The sequence below is a fragment of the Bacteroidales bacterium genome (assembly GCA_013314715.1).
Lineage (GTDB): Bacteria > Bacteroidota > Bacteroidia > Bacteroidales > GWA2-32-17 > Ch61.
The window spans coordinates 37,071-57,195 of sequence record JABUFC010000018.1; the positions used below are offsets into that span (position 1 = coordinate 37,071).

General features: G+C 31.9%; 19 protein-coding genes. 9 read left to right on the forward strand and 10 right to left on the reverse strand.

Annotation, left to right across the window (positions count from 1 at the left end; genetic code table 11):
* The first annotated feature begins 48 nt into the window (after window positions 1-48).
* The 4 genes from HPY79_05800 to HPY79_05815 are packed head-to-tail and all read left to right on the forward strand — an operon-like array spanning window position 49 to window position 5,416.
* Window positions 49-1,233 carry an AhpC/TSA family protein gene (locus HPY79_05800; protein NSW45307.1) on the forward strand — a complete coding sequence of 395 codons (1,185 nt, stop codon included), beginning with the start codon at window positions 49-51 and terminating at the stop codon, window positions 1,231-1,233.
* A complete protein-coding gene (locus HPY79_05805) occupies window positions 1,230-4,202 on the forward strand; it encodes a M1 family metallopeptidase (GenBank protein ID NSW45308.1) in 2,973 nt (990 codons plus the stop codon). Before HPY79_05800 ends, HPY79_05805 begins: the two co-directional genes overlap by 4 nt.
* Window positions 4,195-4,971 (forward strand): UDP-2,3-diacylglucosamine diphosphatase, encoded by a 777-nt coding sequence (locus tag HPY79_05810; GenBank protein ID NSW45309.1) that lies wholly within the window; start codon window positions 4,195-4,197, stop codon window positions 4,969-4,971. Before HPY79_05805 ends, HPY79_05810 begins: the two co-directional genes overlap by 8 nt.
* A complete protein-coding gene (locus HPY79_05815) occupies window positions 4,955-5,416 on the forward strand; it encodes a GNAT family N-acetyltransferase (protein NSW45310.1) in 462 nt (153 codons plus the stop codon). Before HPY79_05810 ends, HPY79_05815 begins: the two co-directional genes overlap by 17 nt.
* Window positions 5,417-5,477: 61 nt before the next feature.
* Here HPY79_05815 and HPY79_05820 read toward each other — a convergent pair whose 3' ends face one another.
* The 7 genes from HPY79_05820 to HPY79_05850 all read right to left on the reverse strand — a co-directional run bounded on the left by HPY79_05820 (window position 5,478) and on the right by HPY79_05850 (window position 10,973).
* Complete coding sequence (locus tag HPY79_05820; GenBank protein ID NSW45311.1) at window positions 5,478-6,218, reverse strand: hypothetical protein; 741 nt, start codon at window positions 6,216-6,218, stop codon at window positions 5,478-5,480.
* A 254-nt stretch (window positions 6,219-6,472) separates the two neighbouring features.
* Window positions 6,473-8,005: a glutamine-hydrolyzing GMP synthase gene (guaA, locus tag HPY79_05825; GenBank protein ID NSW45312.1), complete on the reverse strand. Its 1,533-nt coding sequence runs from the start codon at window positions 8,003-8,005 to the stop codon at window positions 6,473-6,475.
* Between the two features lie 72 nt (window positions 8,006-8,077).
* The gene (locus HPY79_05830; protein ID NSW45313.1) at window positions 8,078-8,623 is read right to left on the reverse strand and encodes a tyrosine-protein phosphatase; all 546 of its coding nucleotides are present in this window, start codon (window positions 8,621-8,623) and stop codon (window positions 8,078-8,080) included.
* Window positions 8,624-8,628: 5 nt separating this feature from the next.
* Complete coding sequence (locus HPY79_05835; protein NSW45314.1) at window positions 8,629-9,495, reverse strand: UbiA family prenyltransferase; 867 nt, start codon at window positions 9,493-9,495, stop codon at window positions 8,629-8,631.
* 2 nt (window positions 9,496-9,497) lie between these two features.
* The gene (locus tag HPY79_05840; GenBank protein ID NSW45315.1) at window positions 9,498-10,022 is read right to left on the reverse strand and encodes an O-acetyl-ADP-ribose deacetylase; all 525 of its coding nucleotides are present in this window, start codon (window positions 10,020-10,022) and stop codon (window positions 9,498-9,500) included.
* The gene (locus HPY79_05845; protein ID NSW45316.1) at window positions 10,009-10,533 is read right to left on the reverse strand and encodes a DNA-3-methyladenine glycosylase; all 525 of its coding nucleotides are present in this window, start codon (window positions 10,531-10,533) and stop codon (window positions 10,009-10,011) included. The genes HPY79_05840 and HPY79_05845 overlap by 14 nt, the downstream gene beginning before the upstream one ends.
* Window positions 10,500-10,973 carry a nucleoside deaminase gene (locus HPY79_05850; protein ID NSW45317.1) on the reverse strand — a complete coding sequence of 158 codons (474 nt, stop codon included), beginning with the start codon at window positions 10,971-10,973 and terminating at the stop codon, window positions 10,500-10,502. The genes HPY79_05845 and HPY79_05850 overlap by 34 nt, the downstream gene beginning before the upstream one ends.
* A gap of 145 nt (window positions 10,974-11,118) precedes the next feature.
* On the opposite strand from HPY79_05850, the gene HPY79_05855 reads away from it, so the two are divergent.
* From HPY79_05855 to HPY79_05865, 3 genes are all read left to right on the forward strand, one after another.
* On the forward strand, window positions 11,119-12,048 hold the full coding sequence (locus HPY79_05855) for a hypothetical protein (protein ID NSW45318.1): 930 nt from the start codon (window positions 11,119-11,121) through the stop codon (window positions 12,046-12,048).
* 90 nt (window positions 12,049-12,138) lie between these two features.
* A complete protein-coding gene (locus HPY79_05860; GenBank protein ID NSW45319.1) occupies window positions 12,139-14,535 on the forward strand; it encodes an outer membrane beta-barrel protein in 2,397 nt (798 codons plus the stop codon).
* 163 nt (window positions 14,536-14,698) lie between these two features.
* Entirely contained in the window at window positions 14,699-15,148 is a 450-nt protein-coding gene (locus HPY79_05865; protein NSW45320.1) for a hypothetical protein, read from the forward strand.
* Window positions 15,149-15,158: 10 nt separating this feature from the next.
* On the opposite strand, the gene trmD is transcribed toward HPY79_05865, so the two are convergent.
* The 3 genes from trmD to HPY79_05880 form a co-directional block, all read right to left on the reverse strand.
* Window positions 15,159-15,860 (reverse strand): tRNA (guanosine(37)-N1)-methyltransferase TrmD, encoded by a 702-nt coding sequence (gene trmD, locus HPY79_05870; protein ID NSW45321.1) that lies wholly within the window; start codon window positions 15,858-15,860, stop codon window positions 15,159-15,161.
* A gap of 164 nt (window positions 15,861-16,024) precedes the next feature.
* Window positions 16,025-16,309 (reverse strand): four helix bundle protein, encoded by a 285-nt coding sequence (locus HPY79_05875; protein NSW45322.1) that lies wholly within the window; start codon window positions 16,307-16,309, stop codon window positions 16,025-16,027.
* Window positions 16,310-16,371: 62 nt separating this feature from the next.
* The gene (locus tag HPY79_05880; GenBank protein NSW45323.1) at window positions 16,372-18,513 is read right to left on the reverse strand and encodes a S46 family peptidase; all 2,142 of its coding nucleotides are present in this window, start codon (window positions 18,511-18,513) and stop codon (window positions 16,372-16,374) included.
* A gap of 98 nt (window positions 18,514-18,611) precedes the next feature.
* Between HPY79_05880 and HPY79_05885 the strand changes: the two genes are divergently transcribed.
* Both HPY79_05885 and HPY79_05890 read left to right on the forward strand, forming a co-directional pair.
* Window positions 18,612-18,911, forward strand: coding sequence for a hypothetical protein (locus HPY79_05885; protein ID NSW45324.1), 300 nt, complete (start codon window positions 18,612-18,614; stop codon window positions 18,909-18,911).
* 339 nt (window positions 18,912-19,250) lie between these two features.
* Window positions 19,251-19,778: a hypothetical protein gene (locus HPY79_05890; GenBank protein ID NSW45325.1), complete on the forward strand. Its 528-nt coding sequence runs from the start codon at window positions 19,251-19,253 to the stop codon at window positions 19,776-19,778.
* Window positions 19,779-20,125: the final 347 nt, after the last annotated feature.

Below are 20,125 nucleotides of genomic sequence, written 5' to 3' on the forward strand. Positions count from 1 at the left end.
TGTTAAAAACTCAAATTTTTTCATTTACTTTTGCTAAAATTTTAGGATATGCAAAAAACTGTACTAAGTTTATTTATTTTTATCCTATTTGTTTCATGCTCGTCAGATTTCGAAGGTTTTAAAATAAAAGGTAAAGTTAATGGTGGAAAAGGCAAAACTATATTTTTAAGTTACTCTGGCCAAACCGACTCTGTGAAAATAAACTCTGATAATGAGTTTGAATTTAATGGCACTCTATCGGAACCCGATTTTTGTAACTTATATTTAGATAGAACCAATCCTATCTTATTATTTATTGACTCTATTAACAACTTTACTATTGAGATTAAAACCGATGCTGAAAATTTTGCACAAAATTACAGTGTAAGCGGTTCTAAAACATCGCAACAAATAAAAGAATTACAATCAAAACTCATACAAACGTTTCAAAATGTTAAAAATTTATACAACACGATGATTGCAAATAACAACGATACACTCCATCGAGATTCCATTCAAAGTTTGTATGTAAAAAAAAGCAATGAAATTGTACAACAGCACCGGCAATATGTATTTAATTTTATTAAACAAAATCCTTCTTCTTTTGCTTGTTTACCTGCTATTTATCAAGCTTTCGACAGTAGAAACCCTCTTTTTAATTATGAATGGGATGCTTATTATTTCAATTTTATAGATTCTGCTTTAAATACCTCTCATCCCAATTCAATGCATGCAAAAGAATTTCATGCACAAGTATTACAATATAAACAGCAATTTGCTAATCTTCAATCTACACAATTAAACACTCAAATACCAACAGAAGCCCCTGACTTTCTGCTCAACACCTCTAATGGTAATACCTTTCGCTTATCGTCTTTGCGAGGTAGCTTTGTTTTGCTCGATTTTTGGGCATCGTGGTGCAGTCCATGTCGTTACGAAAACCCCAATTTAGTTAATGCATATAAGAAATTTGCAAAAAAGGGGCTCCATATTGTACAAGTTTCTCTTGATAAAGACAGAAACGCATGGTTGCAAGCTATCGAAAAAGATAACTTATCGGCTTGGACACATGTTAGCGATTTGCAATATTGGAACTCGCCTGTGGCTAAACTATATAACGTACAAGCAATTCCGGCTAACTTTTTAATTGACCCCAATGGAAAAATTATTGCTCAAAATTTGCGTGGCGAACAATTATTTTCTACATTAGAACAAATTTTCTCGTCAGTAAAAAAACACAAAAAAAAGAAGTGAAAAACTTATTTATTGTTGGACTACTTATTTTTAATTTTAACTTACTTGCACAACACTATTTTCAACAAAAGGTTGACTTTGATATTCGAGTTACATTAAACCCTTCACTCAAGGTTTTAAAAGGATACGAAAAAATAACTTACTATAATAATTCTCCTGATACACTTTATTATATTTTTTTTCATTTATACCCCAATGCTACTAAAAGTAAGACCCAAACAGCATTAGCCAGACAAATGTTATATAATAAAAATTATTCACTATATCATCAACAAGAAGAACATCTTGGCTTTATAGACAGTCTTGCATTCAAAATAAACGGGATGGAAAATAATTTTTCAATTTTAAAAGACTCACTCGACATAGGAATACTTCGCCTAAATAAACCTTTAGCACCCCACGAACATATTATAATAGAAACTCCTTTTTATGTTAAAATTCCTATTGCAGGATTAACACGTATGGGTTATTACGAATCTAACTTTGGCATTACCCAGTGGTACCCTAAACCTGCCGTATACGATAATAAAGGTTGGCACCCTTATCCTTATTTAAATGACGGTGAATTTTATAGCGAATTCGGGAACTATAACGTTGAGATTACTGTTCCTATTGAATATACCATTGCAGCGACAGGTAATTTAAAAGACACAAACGAACAAATACGATTAAATAATTTAATTTCATTATCTAAACAATATTCGAGCAGTGAAGAATATATTAATGCTCTTTCAAAACTATCTTATACATCGCAAAAGTTTAAAACTCTTCGTTTTATACAAGATAGTATTCATGATTTTGCTTGGTTTGCCAGTCCTTATTTTAAAGTTGCTAAAGACTCAGCTGTTATTAACGATAAAATTATTTATACTTACGCTTTTTATAGTCCTGAAAATCATTTAATATGGCATAATGCTGCAAAATTTGTAAGCGATGCTGTTCAATATTACTCAAATAACGTAGGAATTTATCCCTACAAGCAATGCACAGCAGTAGAGATGCCATATATTACCGAAGGTGGTATGGAATACCCTACCATTACATCGATTGGTATTTACCATGACGAAAACAGCTTACAGAATGTAATATTGCACGAAGTTGGACATAACTGGTTTTATGGAATTTTAGCAAGTAATGAACGCAATGAACCTTGGATAGACGAAGGCATAAATAGTTTTTACGAATCTAACTATTACCCAACCATCCCATACAAGCCAAGAAATGATTGGGAAATACTCTTTAATTTACTAAACACTTCTAAATTTAATTCATTTTTATTAATAGATTATTTTTATTTTTCTGGAAATGCAAGACCGATAGGATTAAAGTCAGAATATTACAACCAAATAGAATATTATTTTAATGCTTATCATAATACAAAAACCGTCTGGCACTTCATAAAAAACTATATGACGGATAGCATATTTAACAGAGCTATGCAAAGTTTTTATGCACAAAAAGCTTTTCAACATATACATTCACTCGATCTTAAAAATCATTTCAGTACATTTACAAACAAATCGCTCAACTGGTATTTTAATGATTATTTGTATAATACTCATCGAAGCGATTATAAAATAAAACATATTACCTTCTATGAAGATTCTATAGACATAAGTATAAAAAACAAAAATAAAACGGCCTTTCCATTTAGCCTTAGCCTTTATGATTTGAACAATCAAATCATTAAAGACACTCTATTAGAGGGAAATGTAAAAAATTTCAGCATTAACCTTAAATTTTCTCCCAAACATTTAAAAAAAATCATTATTAATTCTAATGAAAGCCATTTATCTTTTATTGAAAGCAATTATAGTAATAATTTATATAATCATCGAAAATTTTTACCACGACTCAAACCATTATCGATTCGACTAGCTGGATTTATTGATAAACCTCAACACTATGATATTTTAGTTTATCCCCTTAGTGGATTTAATTATATTGACAAAAACATGATTGGACTTGTCTTTTATGCTCCACAAATACCTTATCCGTCATTCCAATTCAGACTAATGCCAATGTACAGTATAAAAAACAAAAGCATACTGGGATCGTACTATGCTGAAAAATTTTGGAGCTTAAATAAAACCATACGCTACATTAAAAGTAATATTTTATATCAATCATATTCATATCCTAACAATAAATATCAAAAACTCTGGCAAGACATACATTTTTCGACCGAAATTCCTTTAACTTTTTATAAAATGCTTGATAAGTGTAATATTACTTATCAATTAACCCTCGATTATGCGACCTTACCTTTTTATCCATATAGCCATGAATTATATTTCAAAAACAGTTTAAAAATTGAAAAACAATTTCAAATATATCAAACCCAATTTACAACAAGTTTAGAAAATCATTCCCATTTTGCAAAAGTAAAATTAAACGGTCACTTGTTTTTTCCATTTAAAAACCTTAAAAAAGGATTTGAAGCTGACTATTTTTTAGGATTCTTTATTTTTAATCGCAGTAATTATTTTATATATAATTTATTTTTATCGGGTACAATTGGCATCAACGATTATTTATACCAAGATGTTTTTGTAGATAGGTTTTACGAATCAAATCACACTTTTTGGCAACATCAATTTATTCAAAACGATGGAATGTTTAGTTCATTTATTCCAATAAGTTCGAATCATTGGATGACCAGTTTACGAACCACCCTTGCATTCCCTTTTCCGCCTCCTCTTTACCTATATGGAACCATGGGTACTTACTATCAAGCCAAAAATGCTTGGGTAGGTTCAACACAATTTCCTTGGGAAATAGGTTTTGAATTTAGAATTATTAAAAATATATTTGCAGTCTATTTACCAGTAAAAATGTCTAAAGATATCTCCGAATTTCAAGATTTTATGTATGGTGATACTTACATAAGTCGAATTAGATTTATGTTTCGCCTATCGGCCTTAAATCCATTTAAATCAACTCAAAAAATACATACGTTTATTGAATAGATCGACTAAAATATATTTTGTGAGCGATGCTCACTTAGGTTTTCCAAACGCTGCCGAAAGCTTAAAGCGTGAAAAACTTCTTGTACAGTGGCTTGACGAAGTTTCGCAAGATGCCTCAGAAATTTATTTATTAGGCGATATTTTTGATTTTTGGTTCGAATACAAGCGAGTTGTTCCTAAAGGTTATACTCGTTTTTTGGGTAAAATATCACAATTAACCGATCAAGGCATAAAAGTTCATTTCTTCACTGGCAATCACGATCTTTGGGTGTTCGATTATTTGCCCAATGAAATTGGGGTAGAGGTTCATCGCGATAGAGAAATACGAATTATTGAGGGGAAAAAATTCTTTATCGCTCATGGTGATGGTTTAGGTCCTTCTGACATAGGATTTAAATATTTAAAAAAAATTTTTAAAAACCGTTTTGCCCAATGGTTATTTGCGCGTATCCACCCTAACTTTGCTGTAAGAATGGCTGTTCGATGGTCGCAACATAACCGATACCACGAAAATCCTAAAAATTTTAACTTTTTAGGCGAAGATAAAGAAAGACTGATTCAATATGCTAAACGCAAAATTGAAAATGAACACTATGATTTCTTTATTTTTGGACATAGGCATTTGCCCATTGAATTTATGCTTAATAAAAATACAAAATTTGTCAATTTAGGCGATTGGTTATTTCATTTTACTTATGCAATTTTTGATGGAAATAATGTAACTTTACATCAATATTTAAAAAAATCCGATAATGGAACACACCTATAAATATATTATTGTAAAAACTTTTGGCAATAAAAGCAGTGAGTTTTTAAAATGCTTGCTTATACGTAGAAAAGTATTTATTGAAGAGCAATGTATAAGCGAAGATATTGAAGTTGATGACCACGATGAACATTCGTATCATTATCTACTTTTAATTAATGAATCAAACGAGAAACAAATACCCATAGCAACAGGACGTTGGCGTATTACAGAAAAAGGCATCAAATTAGAACGTTTTGCCGTTTTGAAAGAATATCGCAATCAAGGATACGGAAAGCATATTTTAGATAATATTTTAAGCGATACGATTCCATTTAACAAACCTATTTATCTACATTCACAAGAAACAGCAACAAACTTTTACTTAAAAAACGGGTTTACAATAGAGGGTGAGTCATTTTTAGAAGCTAATATTAAACATTATAAAATGGTTTACAAAAGTAAATAATATAAAAAAGAAGCTGCCATTTCATGACAACCTCCTTTTTTATTATTAATAATTTAATTCCTTAAAAAGGGCGTGCATATTTCTTTAATAATTTACCTTCTTTGGTAAACCATTCTGCAAGTCCATAATAGCTAGTACGACTTCCTTTAATAGCGTAATTATTTATTGATTTTTGATTTCGCTTTAAGCGGAATAAAGATGAGTGAATGGCCGAAAATGAAGCCTGTTGTTCTTCTTTGTCTAATGATAATTCTTTAATGGCTCTTTCGTTAATTTCATTTACAGTTAAAGGATAACCTGTCAATCGAATAACATCGTACACATAATCACTCCAAAGTATATTCTTCTTTCTACGATAATTTTCAGGAATGATTTGCGTTACTTCTGCTTTTACTTCTTCTTTTTTATTCTTTTTCGATTTTTTACCATAATCAAACTCTATTACGGGAATTGACTCATCGTTCATAATATCTAAGAACTCTTTTACTGCTGGGTCAGTTTGAGCTCTTTTTTCTATATCTTCCCAACGGGTCAACATTTTTTGCTGAGTAATAGTTTCTTTCTTTTTAGAAAATTTAAGTACTTTTTCTTCTTTTTCGGGTTTTACAACAATTTCTTTAGCGTATATTTCTTTTGGCATTAAAGGCTTTTTAAATTCACTGATATCTACATTGACAGGGTAACCAATTTTATCAAGTGTTCTTTTTATTTTTTCAACTTTTTTAATTAAAGTTTGAAGCTGTTCTAATAATACTTCGCGCATCGATTCAATATCTTCAGAAGCAAAATCTATTTTTTTCATATACATTGTTATTTATATTCATTGTTTTACAAAAGTATATTTTTATTTTTCTCAAACAAAACTTTTTGTCAAAATTTTTGTTAAAATATATTTTATTTTTATATATGATTTTCAAATAGTAAAACCTGCAAATAAAACATTATATTATAATATAAAAATAATTTTGTCAAAATACTATCTTCTTTTTATCTATTAACCATTACATAATTTCAAAAGCCTAATTTACCTATTTTGCCTATATAACATTTTGCACGCTATTCCCATTCAATGGTAGCAGGTGGTTTTGAGCTAATATCGTAAACCACTCTATTTATACCTCTAACATTATTAATAATTTTATTTGATACTTCGGCTAAAAATTCATAAGGTAAGTGTACCCAATCGGCTGTCATGCCATCGGTACTATGAACAGCACGCAAGGCAACTACTTGATCGTAGGTACGCTCATCGCCCATAACACCAACAGAGTGAATAGGCAAAAGGATGGCACCCGCTTGCCAAATGCTATCATACAAGCCTTTTTCTTTTAACATAGAAATATAAACATCGTCCACTTCTTGGAGCAAACGAACTTTATCTTTGGTAATATCGCCCAATATTCTAATGGCTAACCCAGGTCCAGGAAATGGATGTCGTTTAAGAATATTTTCGGGTAAATGAAGCTCTGCTCCTACTCTTCTAACCTCGTCTTTAAATAAAAATTTGAGCGGCTCAATAATTTTCAGATTTAGTTTTTCAGGCAGTCCTCCAACATTATGGTGCGATTTTATGGTAGCCGAAGGTCCATTTACCGAAACCGATTCGATTACATCGGGGTAAATAGTGCCTTGAGCTAGCCAACGAACGCCCTCTATTTTTTTAGCTTCGCGTTCAAAAACATCAATGAACGTTTTACCTATAATTTTACGTTTTTTTTCAGGTTCTGAAACATGAGCAAGATTGGTTAAAAATTCGTCTGAAGCATCAACACCTATTACATTCAAATCAAGGCTTTTATAGGTATCGAGTACTTGCTCGTACTCATTTTTTCGAAGCAATCCATTATTAACAAAAATACAAGTAAGTTGTTTGCCTATAGCCTTGTTGAGCAAGAGTGCAGCAACCGAAGAATCGACCCCACCCGATATAGCAAGTATCACTTTATCATTTTTTACTGTATTTCGAATATCGGCAATAGTAGTCTCGATGTATGCAGCAGGAGTCCAGTTAGCAGAGCATCCGCAAATGTCAATCACAAAGTTTTTGAGCAATTCCTTGCCTTGTACGCTATGATATACTTCAGGATGAAATTGTATAGCAAATGTTTTTCTATTTAAATCGGCAAAAGCTGCAACGGGTATATCTTTGGTTTTTGCAATAATCTCGAAGCCTTGAGGAAGAGTAATTACACTATCGGCATGCGACATCCAAACTTGTGAACCTTCGTCAATTCCTTTAAAAAGTGGATTTTGCTTATTAAGATCAATGATGTGAGCACGACCATATTCTCTATGAGCCGAAGCATTAACAACACCGCCATAATATTGTGCCAAATATTGGGCACCATAACAAATACCCAAAATAGGTACTTTGCCAATATATTCTTCCACAGGTAATTCGGGATGATTTGCATCTCTTACCGAAAATGGACTACCCGAAAAAATAATTCCTTTAATTTCGGCTTCTAAATTGATTTTTTTATTAAAAGGAACTATTTCGCAATAAACATTTAATTCTCTTATATTACGTGCTATAAGTTGGGTATATTGTGAACCCGAATCGAAAATAATAACCTTTTCGTTGTGCATTTTTTCTGCAAACTTACATAATTATTTGAATACATCCTATTAAGAAAAATGAAAATATATCAGATTTTAATATTAGTCTATTTGTTTTATTATACTTTCTACATCAACATTTCTGATATAAGAGGGAATGTTAATAAATATATGATGAAAACCATAATTACCTTGTTTCAATTCTTCTAATGCTTGTTCTTTTGTCCATCCTTGAAAAATTATTCGATACATGGCAGCAATTAAGCCTGTCCTATCGCTTCCATGCTTACAATGAAAAAGCAACGGTTTAGGAGCTATTTTTAAGATTTTCAATGCTGCAATAACATCCTTGTCTTTTATGCAATATGCATTCATTTCTATTTCATATAAATTAAAGTCTTGTGAACGAAGAAAATCTATATCGTTATGAAATTTTCGAAAATTTAAAATAGACTTTATGCCCATTTGCTTTAAAAAATCAATATCTAAACTATCAGGCTGCTCACTTCTATATAAACTATCGTTTATTTTAAAAAGATTTGTAAAAGAATTAGCATTTACTTTTTGGGCCCAAGCAGCATTTCTATTTTGTGCAATGGTAATTGTAAAAGTTATCAATAAAAAGAAAATAGAAAAAATTAGTTTCATTTTTATTAAATTAAAATATCTGTAATAACAGCTATTCCATAACATAAACCGGCGTAGCTATTTATAGTAGCAAAAGCCATATTTACTGTTTTTTTATTAAAATTTTTTCGTACAATAACCTGTTCCAAAAGAAGCATCAGCGAAAAAACAATAACCCCTATCCAATAAACAAAGTGCCATTCAAACAGAAATCCCGTGAACAAAACAGCAATAATAGCCAATAAATGCAGGCTTAAAGCAATATTTAAAGCCTTTTTAATCCCCCAAATCGATGGTATAGAATTTAACCCATGCTTTTTATCAAACTCGGCATCTTGTGTAGCATAAATCACATCGAAACCACTCACCCAAAAAATAACAATTAACGAAAAAGGAATAGGAATCCACGAAAACGAAGCCGAAAATACCATAAACGCTCCAAGCGGAGCCAATGCCAAGGCAACGCCCAACCATATATGCGATAAATATGTAAAACGTTTGGCATAACTATAACCTAATATTATTATTAAAGCAACAGGCGATAGATAAAACACTAAAGAATTAACAAAATAAGTACATACAATAAACAAAAGTGCATTTAAAATGGTAAACATCAAAACCTGTTTAGGTTTGTAAATACCTTTAGGTATTTCTCTATTTTTAGTGCGAGGATTAAGTGCATCTATAGCAGCATCGGCATAGCGGTTGAAGCTCATAGCTGCACTACGTGCAAAAAACATACATAGTATTACCCATACAAACAATACCCAAGGCACTTGGTTGTAATGACCATATTTATAGCCCAATACTGCTCCAATTAAAGCAAAAGGCATTGCAAATATGGTATGCGAAAATTTAATGAGCGAAAAATAAGTACGTATCTTATTTAGCATGATTAACGCAATAATTTGGTATAAATATTCCAATTTTCTTCGTCAAAAACTACAAAATAAAGTTTTTCAAGAAACGAATCTTTTTCAAGTATTTCTCTACAAGTATGTATGGCTATAATACCGGCTCTATCTTTAGGAAAGCGATACACCCCTGTACTTATATTAGGGAATGCCATCGTTTTTATATTATTTTCTTTAGCTACTTTTAACGACTGTATGTAACAAGAAGCCAATAGTTTATCTTCATTATTTTTTCCATTATTCCAAATTGGTCCAACCGTATGAATAACATACTTAGCTGGCAATTTGTAACCTTTAGTTATTTTAGCCTCACCAGTTGGACAACCATTTAAGGTTCGGCATTCTTCGAGCAATTCCTTACCGGCAGCTCTGTGAATAGCACCATCTACTCCACCACCTCCAAGCAAGGTAGTATTCGCAGCGTTAACAATAGCATCAACTGCTAAAGTAGTAATATCTGCTTTTAAAAGATAGATTTCGGTATTTCCAAACTTAGTCTGCAACATAACGCCAAGGTTTTAATGCCCACTCTTTAGCGTAAGCAACGCCAATTCGTGGAGTTGTTTTGTAATTCAATTTTATACCACTCTCTTCAAGCCACAAACCATTGTCGGGAATAAGTAATTTTGCATTGAGTGTTTTATCTATTTGAAGATATTTAGTAAGTCTTCCCGGTCCTGATATTTCTTGTGTTCCTCGTATCAAAATTGCTTGTGGGTGGTCTTTTTTTCCCGTTACAATATTAAGCATAAAATACATACCGTATATTAAGTAAATGTAAATATGTCCACCCTCTAAATACATAACTTCTGTTCTGGGTGTTCGTCCCTTGCTTGCATGACAGGCAAGATCTTCTTCACCATAATAAGCTTCGACTTCATTAATAACTAAACGGACAATGTTGCCTTCGTGTTTTCGCACTAAATACTTACCAAGCAACATGGGAGCTAATTGTAAGGCATCTGCCTTAAAAAAATCTAATGTTAATACTCTATTTTGTCTTCTTTGTCCTGCCATTTTTTAAATGCTTCTAGTGCTTCTTCTCTCATCATTTGAATAAATGGCGTATGACGTTCTTTCATTGGGCGCTGAATTTCTTCGTAAATAAAAGCGTCGTCAAAGTCGATAGCTCTAGCATCATCTTTGGTATTGGCAAAATAAACTTTATCAAGATGTGCCCAATATATCGCTCCAAGGCACATAGGACAAGGCTCACACGAAGTGTAAATTTCGCATCCCGATAAATCGAAAGTTCCTAATTCTTTAGCAGCCAGACGAATGGCATTAACTTCGGCATGAGCAGTTGGATCGTTAGTTAAAGTTACGCTATTAGCCGCTTTAGCAATAATTTTGCCATCTTTAACAATAACTGCACCAAAAGGACCTCCACCTTTATCAACATTTTCGGACGATAAGCGAATCGCTTCGCTCATAAATTCATTGTGTTTTTCGCACATATTCTTTTTTCTACAAAAATACAATTTAATTTCGATAGTAATGACTTTAATTCATAAACATCAATTAAAAATATTGAATTATTTGAGATTTTTCTGACTTTTCTCTTCTTTTGTTTACCTTTGAGTAAATTTTACACATAGATGAATGGATAAGGAGCTGCCTTTTTTAGTTTTTATTCGACAAACTATAGCAGAGCATTACAAAAATGGATATTTTTTTGTGTTGCTTGGTTTCCTATCGTTGACCATTTTTTTCAATTTTTATTTTCGGCTCGAAAAATCGTTGATGTATCCACTTGCAAGTCATGTTTCCGGTATTTTTATTTATATTTTATTTTATGGTTTTGCTTACTTTTCGATGTTGTTACTTGTTCTTAAGAATAAAAAAGCATTATGGAAATCGAAGCGTTTATGGTTTTTGAGTTTAGGTGTTATCGTTTCGCTGTCGGTTTCGGCGACCTATTTTTACATAACACCTATCATTCACAGTGTAGAAAACCCAGAGCATCGTTATTTGGTACGCAAAATTCTGGTTAATAGCAGGAATATTTTTTTTGTTGCTTTTCCTGCTTTGCTTTTATGGAGATATATTAAAGACAAAGAGGATGCTTTTTTTTGGTTTTCGTTTAAAAAAATAAAATTAATTCATTACGTACTATTTCTATTGCCGGTGGTTTTCTTAGCTTATTTAGCCTCCTTTTCCGATTCATTTTTAGTTACCTACCCTACATTTAAAACGCATCTTGCATCTAACATGTTAGGTATTGACAAATGTATATGGAAGTGGATTTACGAAGGGTTATATGCTTTTGATTTTGTTTGGGTTGAATTTTTATTTAGAGGGCTATTAGTGATAGGTCTTTTTCAGGTTTTAGGAAGAGATGCGGTTATTCCTATGGTGAGCATGTATTGTTTTCTGCATTTTGGCAAGCCATTAGGCGAAGCTATTAGTAGTATATTGGGCGGATATTTTTTAGGACTATTGGCTATTTACTCGCGATCTATTGTTGGCGGATGTTTTTTACATATAGGTGTTGCACTTTCGATGGACATTTTTGCAACTTTAAGATTATAATCTAGATTAAATCATTATGTAATTTACTTTTATCAATTTGTTATATGTAATAACTTATAAAATACATATCTTAGCACAATTTATTTTTTTATGAAGTTCGGATTATTACTTTTTATTTTACACTGGTGGCTATTTACTTTTGCTCAGCAATTAAATGTCCAGATTTTGGTCAAAGACCAAAAAAAAGAATTGCTTTACGGAGCTCATGTTCAACTAACTTCAATCAATACGGGCAAAACATTGAATGGCATTACCAACGAGCAAGGCAAGGCTGTTATCGAAAACGTGAATGAAGACTTATATCGCTTAAAAATAAGTTATGTGGGTTATAAAACCTTAGAGACAACTGTAAAAGTGAATGCTCAGGCACGTTATTTTGAATATAAATTGCAATCGGATGCCATTTCGTTAAACGAAGTAACCGTATCAGCTCCTAAACCCATCATTAAGCAAGAAGAAGACAAAACTATCATCGACCCTGAGCCGGTCGCAAATACGAGTACCAATACCATGGAAGTGATTGAGAGCACACCCGGTTTATATGTCGATCAGGATGGCGGAGTGTTTATTTCGGGAACCACGCCGGCTGCTATTTACATCAATGGGCGTGAGCAAAAGCTAAGCAGCCAAGACATTGCTACTATTTTGCGAAGTTTACCTCCCAATAGTGTAGAAAGAATTGAGGTGATGCGAGCTCCATCAACAAAATACGATGCAGCTACATCGGGTGGCATTATCAATATTATTTTAAAGAAAGGAGTTCGCATTGGTCGTTTTGGCTCATTCAATATAGGAGCTAACCAAGGAAATATGGGAAACCGATTTGCGGGTTTTACCTTCAACAATAGCTTAGACAAAACCAATTTATACCTGAACTTTAATTATAACTACGATGGTCGTTTAGACGAACTAAATATTAACCGTGTTTTAAAAAACGATACTTTGTTAAGTCAATCGACATTAACCAAGAACGCTGCACACCAGTTTTATTTGGGTTACGGTGTGAATTATGAAACCGCCGATAGTTTAAGCTTTTCGTACGATGGCAGAATCAATGCAGGTTTAAGAAACCTTATTGCCGAAAACAAAAATTCAATTGAAAATCAATATGACTTTTTATTATCCGATAGCAGAAATAATACCGAAACAGAATCGAGCTTTTTTAATTTGCAGCAAGATTTTGGAATGATTAAGAAATACGACACATTAGGTTCGCAATGGGAGAATAAATTGAGTTATAGTTTAAATTTAAGTCCTGCTCAGCAAAACTTTTATATTCATTACTTTTACCCTCTGGTTTTTGATGGAGAAGGTAGAGCCAATAATACACAAAACAGGCATTTTATCGTTGCTCAATCAGATTTAACATACACTTTACCTTTTAAAATAAAAATGGAAACCGGACTTAAAGGGTCTTTTCAAAATTTAACCAGCCAATCGAACTATTTTAATTTGACGAATGGAGAAGAGATAAAAGATACCATACGTACAAAAGCATTTATCTACAATGAATTGATCAATGCTGCTTATTTGCAAGGCTCCAAAACATTATGGGCTGGCATTATTTTAAAAGCCGGTATTAGGGCAGAGCACACCTATATGCATGGTAAACAAACTATTCCAACAGATACTTCGTTTACTCAAAACCGAATAGATTTTTTTCCTTACATATATTTAAGCCGACGAATCATAAAAATGATGGGCATAGAGCTCTTTTCCTATGTTATTTATCGTAAAACCATTACGCGTCCCAATTATCAAGATTTGAGTCCGGCTATTCGTTATATCGACGAGTTTACATACGAAACCGGAAATCCCTTATTGAAACCACAATATACCGATAACATTGAATGGAATATTAGCTACAACGATATGCCGATTTTTGCTTTTGGTAAAAATTATACACGAAATATTTTTTCGTCGGTTGTTTATCAAGACACTGCTCATCCACAAATTGTTATTCGCACATTAGATAATTTAGGTTCTAACGAACAGACTTACTTCAGAGGAATGGCTGGTATTCCTCCGGGTGGAGTTTATTTTTTCGGCATAGGGGCTCAATATAATTACGATGTTTACGATGGATCATATCAAAATCAGCCTTTTCATTACCAAAGAGGCAGTTGGCGTTTTTTTACGTTTCATCAATTGAAGCTTACAAAAGAAACAAAATTGACAGTAAGTGGTTTTATGATGACCAGCGGCATGTGGAATTTTTATGAATTAAAAAACTTCGGACAAATAAATATTGGATTGAGTCAAAACTTTTTTAATCGTAAACTAACAGTAACTATCAACATGCGCGATGTTTTACATACCAACGTCAATAAATTTACCTTCAATGTTGGTGGAATATACAGCTATGGCGACCGTTACACCGATAATCAGCGTATTGGCATTAACATACGATATAATTTTGGCATTAAAACAAAAGAAGAGCGTAAGGCAATGCTAAAAATGAATGAAGAAGAAAGTTCTGAAAATTAAATTTGTATTTTTTTTTAAAACATTTCTATCAATTATTTCTTCAATCTTAAAAAATCAATAAATAAAAGCTACTTTGTTTTATAGTTATCATAAAATTTACCTTAAATACTATTTTAAAATTATTTTGTACTTTTGTTGAATCTTAAATCAAAATTTTTTAATTATGGAAGAAAATTCAATGGTTTTAAACAAGGAAATAAAATCGAACCTTTTGTCTATTTCAAAATGGTTAAAGTTTTTTTCAATTTTAGGACTTGTAGTTATAGGCATGATGTTTATTTCATCGATTTTTTTGCTTATAACACAAAAAGTTCTAAACCCCATATTTGAAAATTATGAATATAATAGCAATTATTTTATGCCCAATATTTTTATTTTTATGTCTATTTTTTATCTTTTTCTTTCTATTATTTATTTATTTCCAATAATATATTTATTAAAAGCTTCAATAAAATTAGAAAAAGGGCTCAAAGAGAACCAACAAGAAACAGTATCGAACGGAATTTATAATTTAAAGCTTCATTTTAAATATATGGGGATACTCACTATTGTTTTAATATCTCTTTATCTATTATTTATATTAGGAATTATATTACTTGTTTCTTTCCAATAATATAAATTTATTACTGGTCTTCCTTTTCGGTTTCCTTCAATAATTCAGGTCTGAGGCGTTTTGTACGTTCTATCGCTTGTTCAAACTTCCATTTATCAATTTCTTTTTCGTTGCCCGAAAGCAAGACTTCGGGCACACGCCAACCGTTAAATTCGGCTGGTCTGGTATAAACCGGAGGAGCCAATAAGTTATCTTGAAACGAATCTGAGAGCGCCGACATTTCATCGCCAATGGCTCCGGGCAAAAGCCGCACTATGCTATCGACCATCACCGCTGCTGCCAGTTCGCCACCAGTTAGCACATAATTGCCAACACTAATTTCGCGTGTAATTAAATGCTCGCGTACACGATGATCGATACCTTTGTAATGACCACAAAGAATAAGAATATTTTTCTTTAGTGAAAGTTCATTAGCCAACTTCTGATTGAAAAGCTCACCATCGGGCGAAGTGTAAATAATTTCATCGTACTCGCATTGCTTTTTTAAATGCTCAATAGCGTTAAATATAGGCTCTACCATAAGCACCATTCCACCCTTGCCGCTATAAGGATAATCGTCCACCTGACGATGCTTATACGGACTAAAATCGCGTAAATTGTGAACGTTAATCTCCACTAATTTTTTTTCTTTTGCCCGTTTAACGATAGAATGGTTCAGCGGACTTTCAAGCAACTCTGGCAATACAGTGATAATATCGAAACGAAGACTCATTTTTGAATTATAAAGTTAGAAGTTTGATTTATTGATTGATAAACTTTTTGATGATTTTGCAAAGATAGCAGTAAGCTCTGAAGATTCATTTATTAAAATTTATAATTCTTTAATCAGGTCCAAATCTTTAATAAAGTTAAGCCAGAAATTTGTTTCATGTGTAATTATTTTTTAATTTTTAAATTAAGGTTCTCGTCATTCTGACGAGATGAATTTATTCTCATGGCTATTTCATCTGTTTCTTCAAGTACAATTTTAATTTTATTGGTAAAGTCTGCTCTTGATTTAGCTCTCGTACATGCACTAAAGTTAGCAGCAACTGAAGAAGCTGACCGTAAATTTTGGTAAGAGATAACTTCAGAAGCTTTTGTTTTAGGTAATAATTCAATAAGCTTGAAAACTTTTATTGCAAAATCTTTAGTCCTTAAAGTTAAATCTCTTTTTTCCATGATTATCTAACTTGTTTATCTTTATTAAATTCTGACTTTCAACTTCTCACTTCAAACTTTGATTATTTTATTACTTCCATTTCTTTTATGAGTCTTTCATTTTCTGCGTACTTATCGATAATAAACAAAACATAACGTATATCGAGTACTACATTGCGGCAACGTTGTGGATCGTATTGAATATCGCTCATTGTGCTTTCCCATGTTCGGTCGAAGTTAACACCAATTAACTCACCATTGGCATTTAACACAGGACTTCCGCTATTACCACCTGTTGTATGATTATTGGCAATAAAGCAGGTATGCATAACTCCCTTTTCGGCATAAGCCCCAAAATCTTTGTTTTTCCAAAGTGTTTTTAATTTAGTAGGAATGGCATAATCATAAATCGTAGAATCTTCTTTTTCCATCACACCATCAAGGGTTGTAAACCAATCGTATCGGATGCCATCTTGAGGTTCGTACGAGGCTATGTTTCCATACGACAATCGAAGGGTTAAATTAGCATCGGGATAGAAATTTTTATCGGTCAACATTTCTTTCTGTGCTTTTATAAATATGCGATTTAAGCTATCTATTTTTATATTGAGCTTAGAACTTAATGGTTCTATCTGACTTTGATATAACAAAGCGGTTTCATTCCATATCTTAAAAAACACCTCGTTTGCCAACATTTTTTTAACTTTATTGGGCGAAAAAGTTTTCAATATTTCTATTTTTTTTATATCGGTCAAAAACGATTGTTTATAGATGTTTTCAGCACATTTATCCCAGTTGTTTTTATATTTTTTCTTTAAATACAAAAGTGTTTTAGGTGTATATTTTGCATCTACATTTTGCATAAACTCACCTATAAGTCTGGCAAATATTTTTTTATCAATCACCATGTTAAAATTCTTAAAAAATCCTTCTGCCGATGAATAAAATTGGTTAAGGTTTGTTTTTATTTCGTCTTCGTTTGCCGCCGACACTATTTTTTTCAGATTCTTGGCAAAACTAATCATCTCGACTCCCATCAATCCTTCAAAATAATAAGTTTCGACAAAGCTCAATGGGCTTAATTTTTCGTAAGTATTTTTGTATTCTTTAATTATGTTTCCATATTGCAACGAACGCTCATATTCGATATTCGCCCAATTATCAAATTCAACTTCAAAAGCTCGTTTGTGTTCTATAGTGCGAAGTCTTTTTAATCCATTATTTTCGCCAATCCACTTTTTCCATGCATTGGCTATACCTGCTTGCTTATTGGCATATTGAATACGAATAAATCGGTTGGTATCCATAGCTGCCTTAATTACCTGTAAACGCAAATCGCGTAATCTGATTTGGTGAGGATTTTCAACATTTTGTATCATTTCCACAGCATACGAAGGTATATATTCTTGTGTAGTTCCGGGAAATCCGAATACCATTGTAAAATCACCTTCTTTTACACCTGCAATATTAATTTTAAAATGCTTTTTGGGTTTGTAAGGCACATTATCGGGTGAATAATCTGCCGGTTCGTTATCTTTATTAGCATATACACGAAAAACAGAAAAATCGCCAGTGTGTCGAGGCCACATCCAGTTGTCGGTATCGCCACCAAATTTCCCTACCGACGAGGGTGGAGCACCCACTAAACGCACATCACGAAATACTTGATAAACAAACATAAAATACTGATTGCCATAATAAAAAGGCTTAACTTCGACGCTATATTTTTTATTCTCCGCATGTTTGTTTTTTAACTCCTCTATAGCCTTAGCAATTATAGAACCACGTTGCATTTCAGTTGCATGGTCAGGAATATTTTTAAGTACGTAATCGGTAACATCTTCCATTCGCACCAAAATGGAAACGGTCAAACCCTGATTAGGCAATTCGTCTTTAAGCTCTTTTGCCCAAAAGCCATCGGTTAGGTAATCGTGCTCAAGCGTGCTGTGACGCTGTATTGAACCATATCCGCAATGATGATTCGTAATTAACAAGCCATGTTCAGATACAAATTCACCGGTGCACCCTCGACCAAACAAAACTACAGCATCTTTCATACTTGCTTTATTGATACTGTATATATCTTCGGGAGATAATTTAAAGCCCTTTTTCTTCATTGCTTCGTAAGTCTGATTCCCTAAAAGCATCGGAATCCACATTCCTTCATCGGCAAGTGTTTTAAGAAAAACAGTTAATGCCATGCCGAATAATAAAAAATACTTCATCTTTTTTTAATTTTATTATCGACAAAGTTAACGGAAAGGAGCGATTTTTCAAAACTCATTTTTGGAACAAAAAAATAGAAATAATTAAAAAAGAAAGTATGGGTTCAATCAATATACCCATTCTTTCTACAGATGATGATGCAGAAATTATTTGGAAAGCCGTAAAAGAAATTACAAGTAATCTATTAGAAAATTACTCAAAAAAAGGTATTTTACAATTTATACCTTTTCATCGTTCTACTTATGATTGGAAAAATGAAATTTTAGAAGCGGGAACAGAGATGGAAGTTTATTATTATCATGAGACCTTTGCAAAACTAAAAAACGTACTCGTTTATTGTGATAAAAATTTCAAATTTATTTTAATTATTTGTATTGTTTTTTATCTATTACATTAGAATAATCTAAATGAAAAAAAAGCAATGTGTAACTCTCACGTCATGGCAAGCAAACGTATCCCCTAACTGTCATTGCGATTCTTCTCTTAAAAAAGAGAAGAAGAAGCAATCTCCACCACACACATATCACAATGGTAACGAGCATCAGTAAGATTGCTTCTCCCGATTTCTCGGGATCAAAACACCATGCCAACCCTTCATTCGCAATAACGGGAAGGGATGGCAATAACAAAAAAGAGTTTTGCAAAGGTCTTATTTTATTATTTTCTAAACATTTTGGCATATAATTTGATAAATCAATAAGTTATTTAAATAAATAATAATCAATAAATCATATTAATGAAATCATTTTTTTCTAAAATCCTAAAAAGGACAGGAAAAACTCAAGCAAATCATAAAGAAACTACTCATTATTCAACAAGTATAAAAACACCTAAGCATCCTGGTCATGTTAAAGTAAATGCCTTTTTTTTGATATGTCAGACATCGCAAGACAAAAAAATAAAAATAATTAAAAAAGAAAGTATGGGTTCAATCAATATACCCATTCTTTCTACAGATGATGATGCAGAAATTATTTGGAAAGCCGTAAAAGAAATTACAAGTAATCTATTAGAAAATTACTTAAATAAAGAAGGTATTTTACAATTTATACCTTTTCATCGCCCTACATATGATTGGAAAAATGAAATTTTAGAAGCGGGATCAGAGATGGAAGTTTATTATTATCATAGCAAAGATTTCTATGAGCAAAAATTTAAGTTATATAATGAAGGTTATATTAAACAAATCAATGATCCTAATGTTTTAAAAAAACTTGAAGATTTATGTAAATTCTATAATTTAGATCCTGCTAATTATTTGTAAAAAATCATAGTCAACAATAGTTTACTACAAAATTATTTTCAAAATATCTGAAAATTTATCACTGTTTAAAGGTTAAATCCTTAAAACACATAATTGCTTTAATTATATTATCAAAATTAATACTCAAACAAAATATAATAAATAAAAATAAAATATAATCTGATGTTTTGACTTTATATATTTTTATACAGATTAAAACATGTAAAGAATATAACACTATGAGTCCTTTGCAAGGCTATTAACATGCAAATATGTGATTGTTAATAACTTATTGATGTTTTTATTTAAAATTCCAGAAATAATGGTTATTTTAGCGTTATGAAATTAGAAAAATCAGGAAATATGAC

Bases quoted from the DNA above. Each gene is read 5' to 3' on its own strand.
- HPY79_05845 (NSW45316.1), bottom strand. From the start codon at position 10,533: ATGGCAGGACAAAGAAGACAAAATAGAGTATTAACATTAGATTTTTTT.
- HPY79_05885 (NSW45324.1), top strand. From the start codon at position 18,612: ATGGGTTCAATCAATATACCCATTCTTTCTACAGATGATGATGCAGAA.
- HPY79_05820 (NSW45311.1), bottom strand. From the start codon at position 6,218: ATGAAAAAAATAGATTTTGCTTCTGAAGATATTGAATCGATGCGCGAA.
- HPY79_05840 (NSW45315.1), bottom strand. From the start codon at position 10,022: ATGTTGCAGACTAAGTTTGGAAATACCGAAATCTATCTTTTAAAAGCA.
- HPY79_05860 (NSW45319.1), top strand. From the start codon at position 12,139: ATGAAGTTCGGATTATTACTTTTTATTTTACACTGGTGGCTATTTACT.
- HPY79_05890 (NSW45325.1), top strand. From the start codon at position 19,251: ATGAAATCATTTTTTTCTAAAATCCTAAAAAGGACAGGAAAAACTCAA.
- HPY79_05815 (NSW45310.1), top strand. From the start codon at position 4,955: ATGGAACACACCTATAAATATATTATTGTAAAAACTTTTGGCAATAAA.
- HPY79_05835 (NSW45314.1), bottom strand. From the start codon at position 9,495: ATGCTAAATAAGATACGTACTTATTTTTCGCTCATTAAATTTTCGCAT.
- HPY79_05800 (NSW45307.1), top strand. From the start codon at position 49: ATGCAAAAAACTGTACTAAGTTTATTTATTTTTATCCTATTTGTTTCA.
- trmD (NSW45321.1), bottom strand. From the start codon at position 15,860: ATGAGTCTTCGTTTCGATATTATCACTGTATTGCCAGAGTTGCTTGAA.
- HPY79_05865 (NSW45320.1), top strand. From the start codon at position 14,699: ATGGAAGAAAATTCAATGGTTTTAAACAAGGAAATAAAATCGAACCTT.
- HPY79_05875 (NSW45322.1), bottom strand. From the start codon at position 16,309: ATGGAAAAAAGAGATTTAACTTTAAGGACTAAAGATTTTGCAATAAAA.
- HPY79_05880 (NSW45323.1), bottom strand. From the start codon at position 18,513: ATGAAGTATTTTTTATTATTCGGCATGGCATTAACTGTTTTTCTTAAA.
- HPY79_05830 (NSW45313.1), bottom strand. From the start codon at position 8,623: ATGAAACTAATTTTTTCTATTTTCTTTTTATTGATAACTTTTACAATT.
- HPY79_05850 (NSW45317.1), bottom strand. From the start codon at position 10,973: ATGTGCGAAAAACACAATGAATTTATGAGCGAAGCGATTCGCTTATCG.
- guaA (NSW45312.1), bottom strand. From the start codon at position 8,005: ATGCACAACGAAAAGGTTATTATTTTCGATTCGGGTTCACAATATACC.
- HPY79_05855 (NSW45318.1), top strand. From the start codon at position 11,119: ATGGATAAGGAGCTGCCTTTTTTAGTTTTTATTCGACAAACTATAGCA.